21 protein-coding genes and 1 pseudogene are annotated in these 21127 nt (G+C 63.1%); 7 read left to right on the forward strand and 15 right to left on the reverse strand.

Features of this window, described 5'->3' with window-relative positions; genetic code table 11:
• Nucleotides 1–4: 4 nt before the first annotated feature.
• The 6 genes from trbJ to DUT91_RS10985 all read right to left on the reverse strand — a co-directional run bounded on the left by trbJ (nt 5) and on the right by DUT91_RS10985 (nt 6074).
• Entirely contained in the window at nt 5–772 is a 768-nt protein-coding gene (trbJ, locus tag DUT91_RS10960) for a P-type conjugative transfer protein TrbJ (protein WP_114440433.1), read from the reverse strand.
• Complete coding sequence (trbE, locus tag DUT91_RS10965; protein WP_114440434.1) at nt 769–3207, reverse strand: conjugal transfer protein TrbE; 2439 nt, start codon at nt 3205–3207, stop codon at nt 769–771. Before trbE ends, trbJ begins: the two co-directional genes overlap by 4 nt.
• Nucleotides 3208–3219: 12 nt before the next feature.
• Nucleotides 3220–3501 (reverse strand): VirB3 family type IV secretion system protein, encoded by a 282-nt coding sequence (locus tag DUT91_RS10970; protein ID WP_048649014.1) that lies wholly within the window; start codon nt 3499–3501, stop codon nt 3220–3222.
• Complete coding sequence (locus DUT91_RS10975; protein WP_114440435.1) at nt 3501–3833, reverse strand: TrbC/VirB2 family type IV secretion system protein; 333 nt, start codon at nt 3831–3833, stop codon at nt 3501–3503. The genes DUT91_RS10970 and DUT91_RS10975 overlap by 1 nt, the downstream gene beginning before the upstream one ends.
• Entirely contained in the window at nt 3830–4765 is a 936-nt protein-coding gene (trbB, locus tag DUT91_RS10980) for a P-type conjugative transfer ATPase TrbB (RefSeq protein ID WP_425373782.1), read from the reverse strand. The genes DUT91_RS10975 and trbB overlap by 4 nt, the downstream gene beginning before the upstream one ends.
• A 352-nt stretch (nt 4766–5117) precedes the next feature.
• On the reverse strand, nt 5118–6074 hold the full coding sequence (locus DUT91_RS10985; protein ID WP_200834946.1) for a LysR family transcriptional regulator: 957 nt from the start codon (nt 6072–6074) through the stop codon (nt 5118–5120).
• 138 nt (nt 6075–6212) lie between these two features.
• Here DUT91_RS10985 and DUT91_RS10990 point away from each other — a divergent pair, with 138 nt between their 5' ends.
• The 3 genes from DUT91_RS10990 (at nt 6213) to DUT91_RS11000 (ending at nt 8948) form a co-directional block, all read left to right on the forward strand.
• Nucleotides 6213–7166, forward strand: coding sequence for an MBL fold metallo-hydrolase (locus DUT91_RS10990; RefSeq protein ID WP_114440686.1), 954 nt, complete (start codon nt 6213–6215; stop codon nt 7164–7166).
• A 26-nt stretch (nt 7167–7192) separates the two neighbouring features.
• Entirely contained in the window at nt 7193–7777 is a 585-nt protein-coding gene (locus DUT91_RS10995; RefSeq protein ID WP_114440437.1) for a dioxygenase family protein, read from the forward strand.
• Between the two features lie 73 nt (nt 7778–7850).
• Nucleotides 7851–8948, forward strand: coding sequence for an aldo/keto reductase (locus DUT91_RS11000; protein ID WP_114440438.1), 1098 nt, complete (start codon nt 7851–7853; stop codon nt 8946–8948).
• Nucleotides 8949–9027: 79 nt separating this feature from the next.
• Here DUT91_RS11000 and DUT91_RS11005 read toward each other — a convergent pair whose 3' ends face one another.
• Nucleotides 9028–9975, reverse strand: a complete 948-nt coding sequence (locus DUT91_RS11005; protein WP_114440439.1) for an AraC family transcriptional regulator — start codon at nt 9973–9975, stop codon at nt 9028–9030.
• Nucleotides 9976–10086: 111 nt separating this feature from the next.
• On the opposite strand from DUT91_RS11005, the gene DUT91_RS11010 reads away from it, so the two are divergent.
• The 3 genes and pseudogenes from DUT91_RS11010 to DUT91_RS11015 form a co-directional block, all read left to right on the forward strand.
• Entirely contained in the window at nt 10087–11043 is a 957-nt protein-coding gene (locus DUT91_RS11010; protein WP_114440440.1) for a quinone oxidoreductase family protein, read from the forward strand.
• Nucleotides 11040–11402 (forward strand): Rossmann-fold NAD(P)-binding domain-containing protein, encoded by a 363-nt coding sequence (locus tag DUT91_RS25510; RefSeq protein WP_147272174.1) that lies wholly within the window; start codon nt 11040–11042, stop codon nt 11400–11402. The genes DUT91_RS11010 and DUT91_RS25510 overlap by 4 nt, the downstream gene beginning before the upstream one ends.
• A 78-nt stretch (nt 11403–11480) precedes the next feature.
• Nucleotides 11481–11837 (forward strand): annotated as a pseudogene (locus DUT91_RS11015) (lipocalin-like domain-containing protein); the annotation flags it as partial.
• Between the two features lie 10 nt (nt 11838–11847).
• Here the strand turns inward: DUT91_RS11015 and DUT91_RS11020 are convergent.
• The 4 genes from DUT91_RS11020 to DUT91_RS11030 form a co-directional block, all read right to left on the reverse strand.
• A complete protein-coding gene (locus DUT91_RS11020) occupies nt 11848–12276 on the reverse strand; it encodes a DUF1097 domain-containing protein (RefSeq protein ID WP_245419676.1) in 429 nt (142 codons plus the stop codon).
• A gap of 109 nt (nt 12277–12385) precedes the next feature.
• Nucleotides 12386–12967 carry an SDR family oxidoreductase gene (locus DUT91_RS11025; RefSeq protein WP_281032609.1) on the reverse strand — a complete coding sequence of 194 codons (582 nt, stop codon included), beginning with the start codon at nt 12965–12967 and terminating at the stop codon, nt 12386–12388.
• Complete coding sequence (locus DUT91_RS27170; protein ID WP_281032610.1) at nt 12892–13140, reverse strand: SDR family NAD(P)-dependent oxidoreductase; 249 nt, start codon at nt 13138–13140, stop codon at nt 12892–12894. Before DUT91_RS27170 ends, DUT91_RS11025 begins: the two co-directional genes overlap by 76 nt.
• A 39-nt stretch (nt 13141–13179) precedes the next feature.
• Nucleotides 13180–14064 carry an NmrA family NAD(P)-binding protein gene (locus DUT91_RS11030; RefSeq protein WP_114440443.1) on the reverse strand — a complete coding sequence of 295 codons (885 nt, stop codon included), beginning with the start codon at nt 14062–14064 and terminating at the stop codon, nt 13180–13182.
• A 172-nt stretch (nt 14065–14236) separates the two neighbouring features.
• Here DUT91_RS11030 and DUT91_RS11035 point away from each other — a divergent pair, with 172 nt between their 5' ends.
• Nucleotides 14237–15289 (forward strand): AraC family transcriptional regulator, encoded by a 1053-nt coding sequence (locus DUT91_RS11035; RefSeq protein ID WP_114440444.1) that lies wholly within the window; start codon nt 14237–14239, stop codon nt 15287–15289.
• Nucleotides 15290–15300: 11 nt separating this feature from the next.
• Here the strand turns inward: DUT91_RS11035 and DUT91_RS11040 are convergent, their stop codons facing one another.
• The 4 genes from DUT91_RS11040 to DUT91_RS11055 all read right to left on the reverse strand — a co-directional run bounded on the left by DUT91_RS11040 (nt 15301) and on the right by DUT91_RS11055 (nt 21127).
• Nucleotides 15301–17502, reverse strand: coding sequence for a xanthine dehydrogenase family protein molybdopterin-binding subunit (locus DUT91_RS11040; protein ID WP_245419677.1), 2202 nt, complete (start codon nt 17500–17502; stop codon nt 15301–15303).
• Between the two features lie 30 nt (nt 17503–17532).
• On the reverse strand, nt 17533–18141 hold the full coding sequence (locus DUT91_RS11045; RefSeq protein ID WP_245419690.1) for an Isoquinoline 1-oxidoreductase subunit: 609 nt from the start codon (nt 18139–18141) through the stop codon (nt 17533–17535).
• A 77-nt stretch (nt 18142–18218) separates the two neighbouring features.
• Nucleotides 18219–18686, reverse strand: a complete 468-nt coding sequence (locus tag DUT91_RS11050) for a (2Fe-2S)-binding protein (protein ID WP_114440446.1) — start codon at nt 18684–18686, stop codon at nt 18219–18221.
• A gap of 221 nt (nt 18687–18907) precedes the next feature.
• Nucleotides 18908–21127 carry a xanthine dehydrogenase family protein molybdopterin-binding subunit gene (locus tag DUT91_RS11055; RefSeq protein WP_114440447.1) on the reverse strand — a complete coding sequence of 740 codons (2220 nt, stop codon included), beginning with the start codon at nt 21125–21127 and terminating at the stop codon, nt 18908–18910.

Below are 21127 nucleotides of genomic sequence, written 5' to 3' on the forward strand. Positions count from 1 at the left end.
GCCCTCAGTTGCCGCTGTTCGGGAACATGCGGGCGTTGCCCGCTTGGTAGCCGGAACCCGGCGTGAGGAAGCGGCGGCGCTGCTCACGGCCCTGTTCGGCGGCCGCTGCGCGCTCTGCCTCTGAGAGCGACTGTGCGCGACCGTTGGCAGCGACGACGGCCGTGAGATCGGCGAGCTGCTGCGCCTGCAGCGCGAGGAGCTGATTACCGGCTTGCGTCGCCTGCAGCGCGCCGGTCGCTCCTTGGCTGCGGCCGATCAGTGACGACATCTCGGACCGGTTGGTGTCGATATTGCCGACGACACCGGCCTGCACGCGCATGGCATCTTGCAAGCCGCCGACGGTATTCTGCCAGCGTTCCCGGGCGCCAGCGACGAGTTGCTGATCGGACGCCGACATCGAGGCGTTGCCGTAGGTGGTCTGGAACGCCTGATCGATGTTCTGGACATCGTAGGCGATGCGCTGAGCCTGCTGCAGCAGTTGCTGGGTGCGTTGCACGGACTGCTGAAGTTGTTGGATCGAGGAGTACGGCAGGCTCGCGAGATTACGAGCCTGGTTGATGAGCATCGTCGCCTCGTTCTGAAGCGAACTGATCTGGTTGTTGATCTGCTCCAGCGACCTGGCCGCCTGAAGCACGTTCTGCACGTAGTTCGTCGGATCCTTCACGATCAACTGCGCCGCCGCTGGTGGCGCCCAGAAGATCGGTGACAATGCGGTGGAAGCGGTGAGCAGCGCGGCGGCAAGGCGCACGCCGCGCGAACGACGCGGGGTCATGAGGACATCTCCATGTTGTTGAGGTTGGGGATGAGATCGGCGGCCCAGTCGAGGCCGCGCTGGCGCAACCAGGCCGCCAGGAAATCTTCGCGCCCGTGAGCTGCGATAGTCTGCGCGATGGCGGCCTGATCGGTCTTTGAGGATGTTGCACAGATGGCCAGCGCCACATCCGACAGGCCAAGCTCGAACAGGCGATTGCCGCGCCGTGACTGGCAGTAGTAGTCGCGCTTAGGCATCGCCCGCGCCAGGATCTCGATCTGGCGATCGTTCAACCCGAAGCGGCGATAGATCGTGGTGATCTGTGGCTCGATCGCGCGCTCGTTCGGCAGCAGAATGCGGGTCTGGCAGCTCTCGATGATGGCGGGCGCGATGGCGGAGCCGTCGATGTCGGAGAGCGACTGCGTGGCAAAGATGACGCTGGCGTTTTTCTTGCGCAGCGTCTTCAGCCATTCGCGAAGCTGACCCGCGAAGCCCTCGTCATCGAGGGCGAGCCAACCTTCGTCAACAATCAGCATCGTCGGCCGGCCGTCGAGACGATCCTCGATACGATGGAAGAGATAGGCGAGTACCGCAGCCGCGGCGCCCGTGCCGATCAGTCCTTCGGTCTCGAACGCCTGTACCGACGCCTGGCCAAGATATTCGGCTTCGGCGTCGAGCAGGCGCCCATAGGGGCCGCCGACGCAGTAGGGCCGAAGCGCCTGCTTGAGATCATTGGACTGTAGCAGGACCGATAGGCCCGTCAGTGTGCGCTCGCCGATCGGCGCGGAGGCGAGCGACGAGAGCGCCGACCAGAGATGCTCCTTGACCTCGGGCGTGATCGAAACGCTCTCGCGTCCCAGAATGGCAGTGAGCCAGTCAGCCGCCCAGGCCCGTTCGGCGACGTCGTCGATGCGTGCCAGCGGCTGCAGCGACACGCTGTCCTCGGCGCCATCGGTGAGTCCGCCGCCGAGGTCGTGCCAGTCGCCACCCATGGCCAACGCCGCGGCCCGTATTGAGCCACCGAAATCGAAGGCGAACACTTGGGACCGCTCGTAGCGGCGGAACTGTAACGCCATCAGCGCGAGCAGCACCGACTTGCCGGCGCCGGTCGGTCCGACCATCAGTGTGTGACCTACGTCGCCAACATGGATGGAAAGCCGGAACGGGGTAGAGCCTTCGGTCTTGCCGAACAGCAGTGGGGGTGCTGCGAAGTGCTCGTCCCGTTCCGGTCCCGCCCATACCGCCGATAACGGGATCATGTGGGCGAGATTGAGCGTGTTGATGGGCGGCTGCCGCACATTGGCATAGGCGTGGCCGGGCAGGCTGCCGAGCCAGGCGTCGACGGCGTTGATGGTCTCGGGCATTGCGGTGAAATCGCGGCCCTGGATGACCTTCTCGACGAGGCGCAGCTTCTCAGCCGCGATGCGCGGATCGTCGTCCCAGACGGTGATCGTTGCCGTCACATAAGCCTGGCCGGCATAGTCGGCGCCAAGCTCCTGCAACGCCATGTCGGCATCGGCCGCCTTGTTTGCCGCGTCGGTGTCGACCAGCGCTGAAGCCTCGTTGGTCATCACCTCTTTCAGGATGGCTGCAATCGACTTGCGCTTGGCGAACCATTGCCGCCGGATCTTGGTCAGCAGCTTGGTGGCGTCGGTCTTGTCGAGGAGGACAGCCCTGGTCGACCAGCGATAGGGAAAGGCGAGCCGGTTCAACTCGTCGAGGATGCCGGGCGTGGTCGCGGTCGGGAAGCCGACAATGGTGAGGATGCGCAGATGCGTTTCGCCAAGGCGAGGCTCTAGCCCGCCGGTGAGCGGCTGATCGGCCAGCAGTGCATCGAGATAGATCGGCGTCTCGGGCACCCGGACGCGGTGGCGTTTCGTCGAGACCGTCGAATGCAGGAAGGTCAGTGTCTCGGCGTCATCGAGCCAGGCGCATTCCGGCATGAAGGCGTCGATGAGCTGGAGGATGCGATCAGTGCGATCGGTGAAGCCGCGCAGGACTTCGTGGGCATCGACGCCGGTGTGGTCGCGGCCCTCATAGAGCCAGGTCTCGGCGCGGGCGGCATCTTCGGCTGGGGGCAGATAGAGAAAGGTCAGGAAGTAGCTCGACTCGAAATGCGCGCCGGCTTCCTCGAAATCCGCTTTGCGTTCGGCGTCGACCAGCGCGGACGCGCTGTCGGCGAACATGCTGGCGGGATAGGTCGCGGCGCCGTGTCGCTGCGCCTCGACGAAGATCGCCCAGCCGGAGCCGAGGCGGCGGAAGGCGTTGTTGAGCCGTCCGGCGACCGCGATCAGCTCGGCCGGCACGGCGCTGTCGAGATCGGGACCGCGAAATCGGGCGGTGCGTTGCAGGCTCCCATCCTTGTTGAGGACAACGCCTTCCCCCACCAGCGCGACCCAGGGGAGGAAGTCGGCGAGCCGGGTGTTGCGGTTGCGATATTCGGCAAGGTTCATCATGGCCGCGCGCCCTCAAACCGACAGATGACCGGGGATGCGCAGATGCCGGCGCACCACATCGACGAACTGCGGGTCGCGCTTGGCGGCCCAGACGGCGGCGAAGTGTCCGATCGCCCAGAGGCCAATTCCAACCAGCCAGAGGCGAAGGCCGAGCCCGAGCGCCGCCGCCAGCGTCCCATTCAGGATGGCGATCGAGCGAGGCGCGCCGCCGAGCAGGATGTGCTCGGTCAGCGCGCGATGGACGGGGACCGAAAAGCCCGGCACTTCGCTCGCCGTCTCGGCCGACGTCGCCATCAGACTAGCGCTCCGCCGCCGAACGAGAAGAACGACAGGAAGAAGCTGGACGCGGCGAACGCGATCGACAGGCCGAAGACGATCTGGATCAGGCGCCGGAAGCCGCCCGAAGTGTCGCCGAAGGCGAGCGTCAGGCCCGTCACGATGATGATGATCACCGCGACGATCTTGGCGACAGGGCCCTCGATGGATTCGAGTATGGACTGCAGCGGCGCTTCCCACGGCATGGACGACCCGGACGCGTGGGCCGCGGGCGCGAGCGCCAAGGTGAGGAAGGTGATGGAGGCCGCTGTCGCTACGTGACGGCGGATACGCATGGCATGCTGGATCATGACGGATCTCCTGTGAGGTGCTGGCTGGCGGGGATGACGCGGTAATCGCCGTCGGGGCCGAGCCCTTCGACGCGAGCGAGTTCGGCGAGCCGGCGCGAGGCGCCGCGGCCGGAGAGCACCGCAACCAAATCGATCGTCTCGGCGATCAGGGCGCGGGGAACGGTGACGACAGCTTCCTGGATGAGCTGCTCGAGGCGGCGGAGCGCGCCGATGGCGGTGCCCGCATGGATGGTCCCGATGCCGCCGGGGTGGCCGGTGCCCCAGGCCTTGAGCAGATCGAGCGCCTCAGCGCCTCGCACCTCGCCGATCGGGATGCGATCGGGGCGCAGACGCAGCGAGGATCGGACGAGATCGGAGAGCGAGGCGACGCCGTCCTTCGTGCGCATGGCGACGAGGTTCGGCGCGGCGCATTGGAGCTCGCGCGTGTCCTCGATCAGCACCACGCGGTCGGCGGTCTTCGACACCTCGGCGAGCAGCGCGTTGGTGAGCGTGGTCTTGCCGGTCGAGGTGCCGCCGGCGACCAGGATATTGCGACGCTCGGCGACGGCGATGCGCAACGCCTCGGCCTGATCGCCGGACATGACGCCGGTCCACACATAGTCGTCGAGCGTGAACACGGCGACCGCAGGCTTGCGGATGGCGAACGCCGGCGCGGCCACCACTGGCGGCAGAAGGCCCTCGAACCGCTCTCCTGTTTCCGGCAACTCGGCAGAGACGCGGGGGCTGCCTGGATGAACCTCGGCGCCGACATGGTGCGCCACGAGGCGGACGATGCGTTCGCCATCGGCCGGCGACATCCTCTCACCCGTGTCGGACAGTCCCTCGGACAGGCGGTCGATCCAGAGCCGCCCATCGGGGTTGAGCATCACCTCGACGATCGCGGGATCTTCCAGAAATTGGGCGATCGCCGGCCCGAGGGCCGTACGCAGCATGCGTGCGCCGCGAAGGATTGCCTCCGATTTCTGGTGAGTGGCCGCCACGTCGTCCCCGTTCTCGTGCGGGCCCGCGAAGTGCGGCCCTGGATCGGGGATGAGTAGAAGAGGCAGAAATCAGGGCATGACAACAACCGAAATGTGGTCGTCGTACTGTGGCGTACAAAGACAGGCAAACGGCGGGATCACCGAGAAAGCGCAACGTCTACGGATCCATCGTTCGAATTCGACCGCCCGCACAGTTGAACTTCCGGATACTGTGGCCGTGGCGTCCTGCGGATATGAAAGTGTCTTTGGCGGCGCAGTAATCCTGAGCGTATGCGGCACGCTGAGGATTACTTGTGATTGGACGTCATCTCCGATTGCGGATGTATTCGAGGAAAACTCGCACGGCCGCGCTCATATGCCTCCGGCTCGGATAATACAGATACCAACTCGGCAGCTTCTGCTTCCAGTCGCTGAGCAATTCGATAAGCCGGCCTTGTTCAACCTCATCACGGACATAGTCCTCGAACAGGTGGGCGATTCCAGATCCCGCAAGCGCGGCCTGGAGCTCTTGCTGCGCTGAACTCAGTGTCAACCGACCTTTCGGCGTGATTTCCACTTCGTCGCCGTCTCTCTCAAATTTCCACGTCACCATGGTTCCGCCGGGAAAGCGACGACGAATACAGTCGTGCTGCAAGAGATCGCTCGGTGAGCCGGGTCGGCCGCGTTTGCGAAGATATTCGGGGGAGGCAACGATGGCATATCGCAGGGCGGGGCCCAGGGGCATGGCGATCATATCTTGAGCGAGTTGGTTCCCGAAGCGCACGCCGGCGTCGAACCCTTGCTCCACGATATCGATGATCGCGGCATCGCTGACGATCTCGACGTTGATGTCGGGGTAAATTTTCATGAACTCAAAGGCCAGGGGGCACAGGACGTGGTCGGCGGCCGGACCTGGTGCATTGATCCGTACGGTGCCTGATGGGCGCTCGCGAAGCTGATTGAGATCGTCGATCGCTGTTCTGATGTCGTGAAGGGCGGGACTTAGTCGTTCGAGAAGTTGCTCGCCTGCTTCAGTAGGCGCGACGCTGCGTGTCGTTCGGTTCAGCAGCCGGATGCCCAGCGCTTCTTCGAGCACGCTGATCGATTGACTGATGGCGGACGACGAAACGCCCCTGCCAAGCGCGGCGGCTCTAAAGCCACCACAGCGTACGACGTCCTCAAAGATCTCCAAGCTATCAAGTCGTAGTGGCCGCATTGCAAAGTCCTGCTTAATAAGCTGATCAATTTTGATTAGCTTATCCGCGCGGCCAATCCGTGTCATCCCTAGAGAAACAACATGTCGCGAGGCGAAGCCGCGGCCAATGGCGGCCCTTACCACCGACGCTGAACTCGAGCGCGCGATCAGCAATTGGATTGGAGCAAAACTATGGGTGAAATCACACTGAATCGCAGAAAGATCATGCTGACGGCCGCGACGGGACTGATCTTGCCGACCGGCATGGCCTTTGCGCAGACGGCTCCCGCCGCGTCGCCCCCAGCCCAGGGTGGAAACGCCGGCCACTACCGCTTTCGGGTCGGCGACATCTCCGCGACCGTGTTGAGCGACGGGCTGATCGGCGGCCCTCCGCGGGTCTACGCAAGCGACGCGCCGGAGGCAGAACTGCAGGAGGTTCTGCGGCGCGCCTTCCTGCCGGCTGACCGCCTGACGCTGAACCTCAACACGCTTCTTATCGAGACGAATGGCAGGCGGATCCTCCTTGAAGCCGGAGCCGGGCAGACCATGGGTCCGCAAGGCGGTCGCATCTTCGAGAACCTGGCAGCCATTGGTTTATCGCCCGAGGACATCGACGTTGTCGTTGTCTCGCACACGCATCCGGATCATGTCGGCAACCTTCGCACGGCGGACGGCGGCAAGGCATTTCCGCGGGCGGCGATCTTTACGCCGCGGGCCGATTGGGACTTCTTCGTCCGCAACGATCCGGACCTTTCCTACATGCCGGTACCCGAGGATTTCCGCCGCAGTTTCGCAGCGGCCATTAAGCGGAGCGTCGAACCCGTCACCAACGGGATCGAGTTGTATGAAGCCGGCGCGGAGATCGTCCCTGGGCTGACCACGCTTCCGGCATTTGGCCACACCCCGGGCATGGCGAACTTCCTTGTTCAATCCGGGAACGATCAACTCCTGCTGACGGCCGATCTCGCCTACCACCCGATCGTCAATGTCGACCGGCCATGGGTGCCTGGGCCAGATCGCGACAAGGACACCGCACTCGCCTCCCGCCGCCGCATCTTCGACATGGCGGCGGCAGACCGGCTCCTAGTTCTCGGCTTCCACTATCCGTTCCCGGGCCTTGGCCGAATGCTCAAGACGGACGCCGGCTATGCCTGGGTCCCGGTCAATTGGCAGTTCTAATTTCAGTGAGTAACGGAGGCCCCGCAATGACGACATCAAGGCGCACACTTTTGTCGGGTTTCCTTGCCATGCCGCTCGTGCCCCTGGCCGGAGTGATCGCTTTCGGACAGGAAGCGCCGGTGCTGTCGCTGACACGCGCCTGCGCTGACGGAGTTGAGCCGACGCCCGCCCGTGAGGCCGGTCCCTACTTCAAGCCGAATTCACCATTGAAGCAGGATCTCTATCTGGATGCGCCGCGCGGCGAGCGCATCACCATTGCCGGCCACGTCGTCGATGATCGCTGCCGCCCTGTGCCGCATAGCCTCGTTGAGATCTGGCAAGCCGACGAAAACGGCGAGTATGATCGTCGAGGCTTCCGCTTGCGGGGACATCAGTTCACCGACGCGCGGGGACGCTGGTGGTTCAACACCATTGTGCCGGCGCTGTATCCGGGACGCACGCGACACTTCCATTTCAGGGTTCAACGGCCGGGCGGAGATGTCCTGACGACGCAGCTCTTCTTTCCGGGCGAGCCGGGCAATGCGCGCGATCGGATTTTTGACGAAACGCTGCTCATGACGATCAGCCCCGCGGGCGACGGCCAGTTCGCGCGCTTTGACTTCGTGGTCTGAGCCATGGGGCGCCCAGCGGTGGCGCGCCGCGGTACGTGCATGAGGCACTCAAACAAAGGATGGAGACTATTGCATGAGCGAACAGCAGCATTCCGGCCTCAACCGACGCGGCTTCATCGGTGCTCTTGGCACAGGTGCCACGATGCTGGCGGCAACACCTTTCTTTTCCGGTGAGGCCCATGCCCAAGGCCAACCGAGCGTGGCGGCGACCGCCTCCACGAGATCTGCGCGAACACGAACGATTCCGAGAACGCAGCAGACCCTCACCACTCTGGGTCTCGGCACCTTCCTGACCTTTGACGCTAAGCCGGGCGATGATCGAAGGAATCTCGGCGAGGTCTTTCGGCGCTACGTCGCGGGCGGTGGTCGGGTCGTCGACACGTCACCTCTGTACGGATCGGCGGAAGTCTCTGTTGGCGCGTTCCTCGCCGGCACGCCGGAGGCATCGGAGATTTTTGTTGCCAACAAAATCTGGTCGACTGGCGAGTATCTCGGCGACGAGAGCCATGCTGTGGCAAGTTTCGAGCAGTCGAGGCTGCGCATCTGGCGCGATACGATCGACCTCATGCAATGCCACAGCATCGTCAACGCACCGGTGGTCATTCCGCTGATGCAGGCCTGGAAGAAGGAAGGTCGCATTCGCTATGTCGGCGTTACCCATCATGAAGCCGCCGCGCAGGACCAGCTTGCCGAACTCGTCGAGCGTGGCGGTGTCGATTTCATTCAGACGAACTATTCGATATTCGACCGCAGCGCTGAGCGGCGCCTGCTGCCGGCGGCCGAAGCCCGCGGGGTCGGCGTCCTCATCAACCTTCCGCTCGAAAAGGCGCGCCTGATGAAGGTGGTGGAAGGTCGCTCGCTGCCGGACTTCGCCCGGGAATTTGAAGCGGCGACCTGGGCGCAGTTCTTCCTCAAGTGGGTTATGGCGCATCGCGCGGTCACGACAGTGCTGTGTGGCACCTCGAATCCGGAGCATGCGGAGGACAATGTCCAAGCCATGTACGGGCCCTTGCCGGACGAGACGATGCGCCGGCGCATGGTCCAGCATATGGAGACGATCCCGGGTTTCGCCGACATAGGACGGATGCCCTGGTATCCCGGCAAGGAAGCCCAGTATCAGGGACTGATCCGAGCGGCCCAGGCAACTGCTCGAACGCGTCTGGGGCAATGAGTTTTCGAATTGGCAAAGCAGTTGCTCTCACGAACTGTGCTGCAGTGTGATCTCCCGCAGGGTATTCTTCACGCAGGGGTCAGAGGTCCTCACCCGGTCGCGGCTCGACAAGGGAGCGAGCATCCACGGCTTTGGAATAGCGCCGCGGCGACAACCCCATGACACGGGTAAAGGCGGTGTTGAATGCGTTCTCGGATTCGTAGCCGACAGCGCGCGCGATATGCGCTAGCGTCTCATTTCCGGCGAGCTTCTCGGCGGCCAGCATCATCCGCCAGCGCGTAAGGTAAGCGACCGGCGTATCTCCGGTTTTTTCGCGGAAACGTCGCGCGAAGACAGTTCGTGACATGCCGACATGCGCGGCAAGCATTTCGAGCGTCCAGCCGTGGCTCGGATCGGCGTGGATCGCCTCGATGGCGGAGCCGACCTGCGGGTCGGCCAGGCCGGCGAACAAGCCGATCTCCGTGCCGGACTGTTGCGTCAGATATAGGCGGAGCGTTTGCGTCAGCATTATATGCGCAAGGTGCTGCGCTACGAGAGGCGCGCCCGGCTTCGCTTCCCGCAGTTCCTGCATCATCAACTCAATCGACCAACGGAGTGCCGCTTGGTCCGCGGCAGCCTTGAGATGCACGACGGGCGGCAGCGTCCGGAGCAGCACGTCGGCATGCCGACCGCTGACTTCGAACCGGCTTCCGGTCAGCAGCACGTCTCCGCCGCCGTTGTAGATGACAGTCTCTCCGTCCCGGTCCGGCGCAAGGGCTTCGCTTGCGAGCGTTGGCGCCAGCGCCGGGTCGCTGGAGATTCGCACCGGGCGTCCGCTCGGAAGCACGAAGCAGTCTCCGGAGACGATCTGGACCGGTTCTCTGGCCTCCTCCAGCAACAGCCAGCAACTGCCGCGCATCACGGCGTAGCATTTGATGCGGCCGGCAAGATCGTCCAGCCGCAGCGACCAGTCGCCGCCGGCGTCGAACCCGGCGGTGATGTAGCTGCGCGGCTTCAGGAGCGAGAGGATTTCAGACAGTGGATCCATAGGAACGGTACGATCGCGAAGAAAATTGGTATCTCTAGCTAGAGAACGTACCAAGGATCTAAGCTACTTGCATCCCCGAACCGACAGTCCATCGCCCGATAGGAGAAAAAGATGAAAGCAGCAGTCGTTACAGATTTCGGGAAAGCGCCCGCCTATGGCGATTTCCGGGACCCGGTCGCGGGGAAAGGAGAAACGATCGTGCGGGTTCACGCCGCGCCGTTGAGCCCAATCGTCAAGGCTCTGGCATCAGGCAAGCATTACACAAGTGGCGCCCAGGCGGGTTTCGTACCAGGCGTGGACGGCGTTGGCACCGACCCGGAGGGCCGGCGGGTTTATTTCCTGTTCCCCAAGGCCCCCTTCGGCTCGATGGGCGAACTGGCGCTGGTCTCTGACGAAATGATCGTTGCCATCCCCGATGAAATATCGGACGTGCGCGCCGCAGCGGTCGCGACCGGCGGCTTGGCGTCCTGGGTCGCTCTGACGCGGAGGGCGTCGGTTCAGCCGGGCGCCACCGTTCTCGTCAACGGAGCGACGGGTGCTGCTGGAGGCATGGCCGTGCAGATCGCGCGGCATTTCGGCGCAGGCAGGGTCATCGCAGTTGGTCGCAACAAGACAGCGCTGGACCGGCTCGATGTCGAGTCGCGCATCGCTCTCGACGACCGTGCCGATGAAGCCCTGCGCGCGGAATTCGATCGAGGCGTCGATGTCGTGCTTGATTTCCTATGGGGCGAGCCTGCCGCTAGGGTCATTGCCGCCGCAACCAAAAACCGGGGGGCACGGAGCGGCGAACCGCGTGTGCGCTACGTGCAACTCGGCACGGTGGCGGGCGACGAGATTTCGATCCGTGGCGATGCTTTTCGCAGTTCTGGGCTCGAATTGATGGGCAGCGGCATCGGCAGCGTCGCCATCCGGGAATTGTTGGCTGGCGCTCGCGAGCTTCTGACGGAGACGAACAGTGCCGGATTCGATGCCCCCGTCACGACGCTCCCACTCATGGCCGTCGCTGACGCGTGGACCGGCCCCTCAGATATTCGCTACATCCTGTCGGCAGCGGGTCACACATATTGACGCGCACGGGCAATATCCGTCCGACCGTTGGTCGGGCGGGTAGGGCCTCGGACACGGCCGGCCGCTTTGAAAACGTCGGTCTCGACCAGGGGCGCGGAAGCGCCCGGCGACAAATTCAAAGAAGTAGGTCACCCGCAGGCGAAGTTCGCCGTCTCATCGTCAACGGTGCGTTCGAGATCCGCGGTGACGCCTCCAACACCGTCGATGCGATGATCGAGACCGCCGACTCGGATCACCCACCATTGCAACTCGCGCTAGGTAGCACCGCCAATGAGAACATCCGCGCCGCGCTCACATTGACCGGGAGCGCTCGAAGGCCGACGAGTCTCGCCTCTTCGGCCGATCAAAAGGAAGATTGAGATCATCGAGCGCAGAGCAATGCTTGTGGCCGGCCCCGCCGCGATGGTCCTTTCCATCGCCACCCCAGTGGCGTTGCTTCGCGCCCCTATATCCCTGAGCCGCAGGGAAAGCTGGTGTTTACGAGCGACCTGCATTTCGTCGAGTTCCTGTACGATCCGCGCATCCTCCGCATTACGTCGAACGAACGTGGTGGCGGGACAGACGAGGAGAATAGGGGCGCCATGGCAGGCACTCTCGCCTTATGTGGCCGATACACCGTCGATGTGGGCGGCAGTTTCAGCGGAAACACGGTGAAGGGTGCGTCCTTTCTCAACTGGATCGGGGATGTTCGTACAACGAACGAACTAAAGATGGTGGTTGAGGGCAATCGGATGATCGAGAACTTTCGCGCCTTGGGGGCGAAGGTGACGATTATCTGGGGGCGTGTGCGTTAGCGCTCCGATGCTATGCAAATGTTACGGCTGAGCACCAGGTTTCGCGCTCAACCGCGCTTGTCGGACCCTTTGTTGCGGCCTGGGTGCGCAGACCGACAATGAGGATTGCTACAAGGAACACAACGGCCGGCAGCGCCATGTGGTCAAGCGAGGGGATGAGGGCGCCGGTCGCGACATGAGATACGGCGCCTATCGCGATGCCGAGCCAGAGGCACAGCATCGCCGCCGCGCTATTCTTCAGCGATGTTGGGCGTGTGAACCAGGCGATAAACCCAGCGAACATCACCCAGACCTCGAGGTTCAATGCCGCGCTGAGCCAGGCGGCGAAGGCCGCCACGACTGAAGCAATAACTGTCCAGAGGATGTATTTTCCGCGTGGCTGGTCGTGATTGGCCCGTGGCTGTGTTCGGGGCACTTCTTGAACGTGTCCGCTGCTCATCGTGAAGTTTCCTTTCGTGAATCTCTCAAGACCTGGTTCGAAATGAGGATTGCACTCAGTCGAACTATGCTCTCGGCGTTTCGCTCTGACCGTGTGACGACACCGACACCTATGCCGGGTTCAGATTTGCGTAGATTTCCGAATACGCACCGCGCTGCTCCGCCATGCGCAGAGCCTTGACCCGCTCGACCAGAATCTCGCCGCTGGCCGGCGCAGGCTCCCCGAGAAGCTTGATGACTTCGGCGATGTAGTCAGCGAGTGGCATGGCGGCGGGATCGCTCGCCTGCCGAGGACCCGCGAGTTCGGTCTGCACGTAGGGAGGCGGAAGCTCGATGACTTCAATCGGCTTTTGGCGCAGTTGGTGACGCAGGGATTGCAGCCACGAATGGAGGAACGCCTTACTCGCGCAATAGGTCGGGTAGTTGAAGCGAGGTACGAAGGCGAGGCCTGAAGTGGTGGTGACGATGGTCGCGGACGCCTGCCTCGCGAGTGTTGGTAGTAGGGCAGCCGTCAAACGCAGGACGCCAATAACGTTCGTCTCGATGATGGAGAGCGACGTGTCGATGTCGATCACATCGCCGTCCCACGCCTCGATCCGGGAAATGCCGGCATTGTTCACGAGAACGTCGAGGTCGGGAAAATGCGATTGAACCTCTTTGGCCAGATGAGCGATCGCCGTCCGGTCCTGCATATCGACCTCAGGCCACGCATTCCCGGATGCGCAGCGGTGATCTCGTCGATGAGCGTCTGACGACGTCCAGCGATGATGACTTGGTTGCCGAGGTAATGGAAAGCCTCGGCGAGGCCCCGGCCGATGCCGCTCGTGCCGCCGGTGATGAGAATGGTGTGGCCAGTCAAATGCATGGCTTAGTGCTCCTGCTGTTGGCGGATCGAAATGCGGGCTCAGTCGAGCACGGCGGGCTTGAGCGTGTCCTCGCACCATTGGCGGAAGCTCGTGGGCGTTGAATTTTCCGGTGTCCTCGACACTGCCAGGTCGAGGCCCTGATCTTTGGCCCAAGCCATGTCCGTCATGCCCTGCGCCATGGCGTCGGACATGCCGAACTGCACGAAGCGAGCCTTGTAGGCGTTGAGGCTGATCTGCTGGTAGGTCACCGCCTTGCCGAGCACCTCGGATATGATTGCGGCCATATCGTCGAACGATATGTCCTCGGGGCCGAGGACCGGAACCTCGCTCTGGCCTGTCCAACTGTCATCAAGCAGCCAACGTGCCGCGACCGCTGCGATGTCGCGCGTCGCAACGCTCGGAAGTTTGAGATCGGCGGCGATCGGCAGGAAGAACTTGCCCTGATTTCTGATCGTGATCGCCTGTCGGGCGATGTTGTCCATGAAGGACGGCATAGCCAGGCCACGGAATGCGACACCCATACTGACGATCAAGTCGTCCATCGCCAGAGAGCCGGTGACAAAGCCCGCCTTGTCGGCGACGGGAGAACCCCGCCCGAGCGCGGTGATCGAAACAACGCGCTTGACGCCTTGGTCTTTCAGTGCCGCCGCTGCAGGGCGTGTGAAATCGACATAAGCCTCCGTGACGGAGGTGGCCTTCGGATCAGCAGGCGCGAGCCAGAATACCGTGTCGGCGCCACTGAACGCTTCGTTCACGACGCCAGCGTCCCCATGGGAGCCTGTGACGATCTCGACGTTGTCTCGCACTTCTTCGGCTAAGTGTGATGGATCGCGCGCGATCACTCGGATTTGCGCGCTCGACTGGAGAAGGTTTTGGACGACTTGATGGCCAATATCGCCAGTGGGAGTGGTTACAACGATCATGTATTACTTCGGTGTTTGACGGCGAAAGCGGGAGCGGCGTGACCGCACCCGCCAGTTGGACATGTAGACATGCCGTGCCAGCATTTATGTTCCGGCTTGAAGGTAGGTGGTTGTTTTAGGACGGTCTATGCTGCATAATCCATCTTATCTGCGCAATCGTCCGAGATGAGCCATGGATCCACTTTCAGACGTCCTTTCTCTGCTTAAGCCGCATGCCTACGTCTCGTCCGGCTTCGATGCAGGCGGCGATTGGGCTGTTCAGTTCGGCGATCAACACAAGCTCATCAAATGCTATGCGGTCGTGTCGGGTGGTTGCTGGCTCACCGTCGAGGGTGTCAGCGACGCAGTGCGCCTCGAGGCCGGCGAATGTTTCGTACTGCCGACTGGGCGGCCTTTTCGGCTTGGCAGCAGCCTTGATGGGCCGGCCATCGGAGCCGGGGAGATATTCCCGGTCGTGCGAAGCGGTGGCGTCGTCACGCACAACGGCGGCGGCGGCTTGTTCCTCGTTGGAAGCCGCTTCGGCGTGAAGGGCAGCCATGCCGATATGCTGCTGGGCCTGCTTCCGCCAATCGTGCACATCCACGAGCAACCCGAGCAGGTGGCGCTGCGCTGGTCTGTCGAGCAAATGATGAAGGAGCTGCGTGAAGAGCAGCCTGGCAACGCCCTCGTGGCGCAGCATTTGGCCCATATGATGCTGGTGCAGGCGCTACGTGCGCATCTGGACGCGGATGGCGGCGACCGTATCGGCTGGTTCTTCTCTTTGGCGGACAGGCAGCTTGGAGCCGCCATCAAGGCAATTCATGCCGAACCGGCGTATCAATGGACCTTGCAAGCGCTCGGTGAGATTGCCGGCATGTCGCGCTCGACATTTGCGCTCAGGTTCAAGGAGCGCGTCGGGGAGCCGCCGATGCAGTACGTGGCGCGTTGGCGGATGCTGCTTGCCTGCGACAGGCTGGAAAATTCAGGCGACCCCGTGGCGACGATTGCCGCTTCGCTCGGCTATGAATCGGAAAGTGCGTTCAGCACGGCCTTCAAACGCGTCATGGGCTGTTCGCCTCGCCAATACGGTCGTCTGAAGGTCGAAACAACGACCCGTTCTGTTGCTGGAGACTTGCCTACCGGTCGGATGCGCCCCGTTGCCAACAATGGGAGCCGGCGCCTTGAGCATCGTGTTGCGGCGGCGGCAGTGGGTATTCGACTTGCGTCGGACCAAGGACCTGCATGATACGCTGACCGCTAGGATTGCGCAGATATGTCGCTATTGCCGAGCGCGTTGCCGCTCAGGAACGGAAGGCTTTTCGTGGGAGATCCGGTCAATGCCAGCATCGCGTTCGCCACCGCAGGCGCGATCGGCGGCACGCCGGGCTCACCCATGCCGGTCGGCCGACGGATGGACTTGATGATATGTGTTTCGACCGCCGGCATTTCGTTCATGCGCAGGACCGGATGACTGTCGAAATTGGTCTCCTGGACGATACCGTCCTTCAAGGTGACCGCCCCGTACAGCGCTGCCGATAGGCCGAAGCCGACGCCGCTCTCCATTTGCGCTGCGATCTGGTCGGGCGCAACGGCAATGCCGCAGTCGACGACAGCGACAACGCGGCGCACGATCGGACGGCCGTCGACCAGCCGCACCTCGGCGACCTGACCGACGACCGTACCGAACGCCTCGGCAATTGCGAGGCCGCGGGCCCAGCCGGGTTGGAGCGGGCTGCCCCAGTCCGCCTTGTGACAAAGCTCGTCGAGCACCCCGATCCGTCTCGTATCGCCGGCCTTCTCATAGAGGGTACGCCGATACGCCGCCGGATCGCGATCGGCCCGCCGCGCGAGCTGATCGATGATATGCTCCATCACGAAGGCGGTGTGCGAAGCGCCGACAGAGCGCCAGAAGCCGACCACGACCGGAAAGCTCGGACTGAAGATCTTGCCGTCGACAGTCGAGGCGGTCGAAAAATAGGGTGAGTTGGTGATCCCCTCAGTCGCCTGAAAATTCGGCCCGATCGGCGTCAAGGCCTGGCAAACGCTGTGGACGCGCCAACGCGCCGGGAAGGTATCGGCCCCCATCTGGACCCAAACGCGATGATGCGACATCGGCCGGTAGTAGCCAGACATCATCTCGTCCTCCCGGCTCCAGATCAGCTTGATGGGACGCCCTTGGATCCGCTTTGCAAGCCGTACACATTCGACAAGATAATCGGAAGACATGATGCCGCGGCGGCCGAACGAGCCGCCGGCCGGCACGACTTCGAGGTCGACCTTGCCGGGGATCGTGCGGGCGGCGATCGCCGCCATGACCTGGTCGAGTGTCGCCAGATGGGCGCCTGAGGTGATCGACACGTTCCAGCCGTCCACTTGGGCAACGCAATCGAGCGTTTCCATCGGAGCATGGGCCAGATAGGGGAAATCGAACGCGAACTCGACGACGTCGCCGTCGAAGGGGGCCTCAGGATTTTCGCCCTTGGTCCCGAAGTCGCCCGGCTCCAGGTCACCCCGCCCGGCCGCAATTTGATGATAATATTCGATGAGCTCCGGGGTTGACCGCATCTCGGCTTCGCTATCGTTCCACTCGATACGCAGTGCGTCCCGTCCGCGCCGTGCGGCAAATGTCGTCTTCGCCACCACCGCGACACCGGTCTCAATGGCGAAGACGTCGACGACGTCCTTCACCTTCAGCGCGTCAGACGCGTCGAACCGCGCCAGCGTTCCGCCGAAACGGGGGCTGTGCGCCACCATCGCGACCAGCATATCGGGACGTTGAATATCCTGAGTGTAGATCACGGCGCCGGTGCTTTTTGCCAGGCTGTCCTTGCGATGCACCCTATCGGTGCCGATCAGACGATAGTCCTTAGGCTGTTTGAGCGTGGGCGACTGCGGAGGCGTCTGGCGAGACGCGTCTTCAAGCAGGTCGGCGAACGTCGCAGACTGGTTCGAGCCCGGATGCGACACAACGCCGTCCCGCACCTCGATGGACTGGCGCGAAACATTCCAGCGGTGCGCGGCGGCCGCGACAAACATGGCGCGCGCCGCAGCGCCTGCATTGCGCATTGCGTCCCAATTGCTGGCGATGGCGTTCGACCCCGCCGTCATTTGCAAGCCGTAAGCGCGGAAGTTGTTGCGCGCCTCAATCACGCGCACGCGATCCCAATCCGCGTCGAGTTCCTCAGCGACCATCGCGGCTATGCCGGCATGGATGCCCTGGCCCATCTCCTGCTGCTTGTTGACCACTGTCACCCATCCATCGGAACCGATGCGAACGAAGGGCCCAAAGGCGCTCGGTTCCGGATCGCTGCCGCCGCCCTGAAGGATCGCGCCAGCGACTTGCATGGGGTGCGTGGCGGTATAGCCGACGATCAGGGCACCGCCGATCAGCGATCCGCCCAGGATCATCCGCCGACGCGTCATACGGAACCCTCGTTTGGGGGCCTGCGGCTTGTTCACGGGCGTTTCCTTTTCAGAAAAATGGCTGGTTCATGCAGGGCATTTTCCGCCGGTATCGAGCCAAGCCTTGATGATTGCCCCGAACTCCGCCTGCGTGCCCGGCGCGGGTTTGCGACCTCCGCCAGGGCGCCAGGCCCAACCAACAAGCGCGTCCTCGCTCATGTGCTGAAGCAGTTCCTCGCGGCTCATATGAGAGCGTGCCGGGTCCAGAAGCTGCCGACAGATCTCGCCAAGAGTCTTGCCCTGCCAGGCCATTTCGATCGGTGCGAGCATCCACATTGGGTTGCCGGGCACGCCGGATGACTCGAAATTCGTGGTTCCATGGCATGTCGAGCAGCGGAGCGTCGGCTCTCCGGCGCCATCCAGACCGCGTGATACCCACGGCCTGTGCGGACGCATCGCGTCTGTCTGGGTAGGACGATCCGTTCGCGGATGACAATTCATGCAGCGTGGGTGCTGGATCACGCGACCCGCTTCCTCGAATAACGCGACCGAACGCTGGTCCAGATCGGCGATTGCAGCGAACTCCGCCACTGTGCGCAGACGCTCGATATCCGGAAGCGGCTGACTGATCTGAATAGCCTGGGTCTGCGGCACGGGCCGAGGGTAGAGCGTATAGACGAGCGTTGCCGCGATCATCGCTGCGAATGTGGCGAACAGCCACCGGCCGATGCGAAGGCGCCCACGCCGCGGCTCGGAACGGGATCGTCGCCACCTCATCGGGCCGCGCCGAGTTGCGCTGCAGCGTCATGGATCGCGGCACGAATCCGGTTGTACGTGGCGCAGCGACAGATGTTGCCGCTCATGGCCACATCGATGTCACGGTCTGTAGGTGTCTTGAGGGTGCGGAGCAACGCAACGGCACTCATGATCTGCCCGGATTGGCAGAATCCGCATTGCGGAACATCGCGCGCAACCCATGCGTCCCGGATCGCCTGCGCCTCGACTCCTTCGACGGACTCGATTGTCGTGATTCGAGCCGAGGAAGCCACTTCCAGCGGGAGCGTACAGGAGCGCATCGGTGTGCCATCGACATGCACGGTGCAGGCGCCACATTGCGCGACCCCGCAGCCATATTTGGTGCCTGTGAGCTTCAGCGTGTCGCGAAGCACCCAAAGAAGAGGAGTCTGCCCGTCATCTTCGACGTGGTGAATCTGGCCATTGACGGAGATCGCATAGGACATGAACAACTCTCAGGATTTCAGCTATGTCGCCTGAGAGGCTATTCTTTTCTCGCTCAGACGGACACGCGCGATCCTTCAGAAAAATTGCCCATTCCTACAAATTCTTGAATGGCCGCCCGCCGGCAGTGATTGAACGGGAGAGCCCATAGCCGCGATGCCGCGCGGCTATGGGAAGTCGTTCGCCGAGCCAGTTGTGGGGGGCTGCGTTGCCCAAAGAAGATTCAGGTATCCAGAGCTGCCTTCACTCGTTCTGGCGTGAACGGGTAGTGGCGAAGCCGCACACCTCCGGTGAGCCGCGCGACAGCGTTGGCGATTGCCGGGCCGGTGGGGGGAAGACCTGCCTGACCAATGCCGCCAAAAGGACTCCCGGGCGTCGGCACCACAGCTACTTCTATCTCAGGCGCCTCGGACATTCGGATCACCCGGTACGTATCGAAATTCGACTCCTGCACCTCGCCGTCGACGACGTTGATTTGCTCGAACAGCGCATGGCCGGTACCGTTGGTGATGCCGGTCATCATCATGGCCTCGATATGGAGAGGCTGGATCGCCACACCGGGATCGATCGCGCACCAGACCTTGTGCACCCGGATGGCGCCGGTGTCCCGGTTGAGCGAGACCTCGGCGACCTGGGCACAATGCGAGCCGAAGGCATCGGAGTAAGCGACGCCGAGCCCCCGGCCGTCTCGCGCCCGGTCCCACTCAGCCATCCGGGCCACGGTCTCGATCACCTTGCGCGCGCGCGGCTGGTCCTTGAGAAGCTCCAGCCGCAACGCGACCGGATCGATGCCTCTGGCGGCGGCGATCTCGTCGACAACGCATTCGATTGCGAACCTCGTATAGCCGACCCCCACGGCGAACCAGAAACCGATGGCGAGACCGTTGTCCTGGCGTAGATATTCTATCTGATGGGCGGGAACAGTATAATTGAACTTCGCACCCTCGGTCACGACGTCGTCGTGGCCGCCTGCTTCTTCGAACACCGGTGGCAAGGTTCGTGCAAAGATCGAATCCGCCACAATGCGGTGACGCCAGCCGACGATGTTCCCCTCGGCATCGAGCCCGACCTTGACGTGCTGCGCCTCGAGCGGCCGGAACTTGTCGTGCCGGACGTCGTCCTCGCGGCTCCAGATGACCTTAACCGGTCGGCCCTCCACGGCTTTGGCCAGCGACACTGCATCGATGATGAAGTCCGCCTCCGCCTTGCGTCCGAAGCCGCCGCCGAGCAGGGTTGTGTTCACCTTGACCTTGTCAGGCGTGGTGCCCACCACCTCTGCTGCGAAGCCCTGTGTGCCCGTCGGACCTTGCGTCGGCGCCCAGATCTCCACCCTGTCGCCGGTCACGAGCGCCGTGGCGTTCATCGGCTCCATGGTCGCGTGGGCGACATGGTCACTCATATAATCGGCTTCTATGACCGTCGTGGCGCCAGCGATCGCGGCCTCGGCGTCACCATTGGTATGCGCGGGAACGCCTTGCTGGCCAAGGTCGCGGCCGACGGCGCGATACTCGTCGAGCAGCCGCTGACTGCTATAGTTGCGAACCCTTGACGTCGTGCTCCAGGTCACATTGAGCAGATCTTTCGCGCGCCGCGTGGCTTCAACGGTTTCGCCGACAATGCCGACGCCATACGACAGTGGGACGATATGGGTGATGCCGGGCACATCGCGCGCTTCGGCATCGTCGATGGTCTCAGGCCGTTCGTCCTGAACCGGCGCCCGCAGGACCGCCCCGTAGAGCATGTCCGGAAGCTGAACGTCGATACCGAAGACCGCGGTTCCATTGACCTTCGAGGGTACGTCGATGCGCTGGATCGTCCTGCTTCCGATATAGCGCCACCTGTGGCTTTGCTTCAGGTCGGCCTCTGTGGCCTGCGGCAACGGATCCGGAAGCACCGCCCTGGCAGCGATCTCACCGTAGTCCAACGAGCGCCCCGAGGTTGGATGCAGAACCCTGTGGGGCTCGGTCTCGAGCTCACCCACTGGCACGTTTAGCACCCCAGCTGCGCCCGTCAGCAGGATTAATCGTGTCTGGGCACCGGTCATGCGAAGCAGCGCATTGTACCCGCGCGTCGACTCGCTGCCGCCGGTAAGCTGAATCCCGTAGAAACCAGGATTGCCGTAGGTTTCCGCGTCGGACGGCGCCTGGACCACCCGCACACGGCTCCAATCGGCATCCAGTTCCTCCGCGACGAGCAGAGGCAGCGTTGTCGTGATGCCCTGGCCCATTTCGACGGCCGGCGAAATAATGCTGACCGTGCCATCCACGCCAATCGTGATCCAGGCGTTGGGACGGAAGTCGCCCTCGGCGGCGGGTGCCATGGCTGCGCCGCTGGCAAGGTCGGGCACGCTCCCGAACGCGACAGCGATGCCGAGGCCGCCGGTCGTGACGAGAAAACTACGTCGCGACAGCACGCGGCTTTGAGGCTGGAGAATCGGGGTCAT

This window comes from Paramesorhizobium salinisoli, assembly GCF_003335045.1.
Lineage (GTDB): Bacteria > Pseudomonadota > Alphaproteobacteria > Rhizobiales > Rhizobiaceae > Paramesorhizobium > Paramesorhizobium salinisoli.

Excerpts from the sequence above, each read along its gene's own strand:
- trbJ (WP_114440433.1), bottom strand. The coding sequence starts at position 772 with ATGACCCCGCGTCGTTCGCGCGGCGTGCGCCTTGCCGCCGCGCTGCTC.
- DUT91_RS11010 (WP_114440440.1), top strand. The coding sequence starts at position 10,087 with ATGAAAGCAGCAGTCGTTACAGATTTCGGGAAAGCGCCCGCCTATGGC.
- DUT91_RS27170 (WP_281032610.1), bottom strand. The coding sequence starts at position 13,140 with ATGCATTTGACTGGCCACACCATTCTCATCACCGGCGGCACGAGCGGC.
- DUT91_RS10990 (WP_114440686.1), top strand. The coding sequence starts at position 6,213 with ATGCTGACGGCCGCGACGGGACTGATCTTGCCGACCGGCATGGCCTTT.
- DUT91_RS11005 (WP_114440439.1), bottom strand. The coding sequence starts at position 9,975 with ATGGATCCACTGTCTGAAATCCTCTCGCTCCTGAAGCCGCGCAGCTAC.
- DUT91_RS11045 (WP_245419690.1), bottom strand. The coding sequence starts at position 18,141 with ATGATCGCGGCAACGCTCGTCTATACGCTCTACCCTCGGCCCGTGCCG.
- DUT91_RS11035 (WP_114440444.1), top strand. The coding sequence starts at position 14,237 with ATGGATCCACTTTCAGACGTCCTTTCTCTGCTTAAGCCGCATGCCTAC.
- DUT91_RS11025 (WP_281032609.1), bottom strand. The coding sequence starts at position 12,967 with ATGCAGGACCGGACGGCGATCGCTCATCTGGCCAAAGAGGTTCAATCG.
- trbB (WP_425373782.1), bottom strand. The coding sequence starts at position 4,765 with ATGCTGCGTACGGCCCTCGGGCCGGCGATCGCCCAATTTCTGGAAGAT.
- DUT91_RS11000 (WP_114440438.1), top strand. The coding sequence starts at position 7,851 with ATGAGCGAACAGCAGCATTCCGGCCTCAACCGACGCGGCTTCATCGGT.
- DUT91_RS10970 (WP_048649014.1), bottom strand. The coding sequence starts at position 3,501 with ATGGCGACGTCGGCCGAGACGGCGAGCGAAGTGCCGGGCTTTTCGGTC.
- trbE (WP_114440434.1), bottom strand. The coding sequence starts at position 3,207 with ATGATGAACCTTGCCGAATATCGCAACCGCAACACCCGGCTCGCCGAC.
- DUT91_RS10985 (WP_200834946.1), bottom strand. The coding sequence starts at position 6,074 with ATGACACGGATTGGCCGCGCGGATAAGCTAATCAAAATTGATCAGCTT.
- DUT91_RS11055 (WP_114440447.1), bottom strand. The coding sequence starts at position 21,127 with ATGACCCCGATTCTCCAGCCTCAAAGCCGCGTGCTGTCGCGACGTAGT.
- DUT91_RS11030 (WP_114440443.1), bottom strand. The coding sequence starts at position 14,064 with ATGATCGTTGTAACCACTCCCACTGGCGATATTGGCCATCAAGTCGTC.
- DUT91_RS10975 (WP_114440435.1), bottom strand. The coding sequence starts at position 3,833 with ATGATCCAGCATGCCATGCGTATCCGCCGTCACGTAGCGACAGCGGCC.
- DUT91_RS11050 (WP_114440446.1), bottom strand. The coding sequence starts at position 18,686 with ATGTCCTATGCGATCTCCGTCAATGGCCAGATTCACCACGTCGAAGAT.
- DUT91_RS11020 (WP_245419676.1), bottom strand. The coding sequence starts at position 12,276 with ATGAGCAGCGGACACGTTCAAGAAGTGCCCCGAACACAGCCACGGGCC.
- DUT91_RS10995 (WP_114440437.1), top strand. The coding sequence starts at position 7,193 with ATGACGACATCAAGGCGCACACTTTTGTCGGGTTTCCTTGCCATGCCG.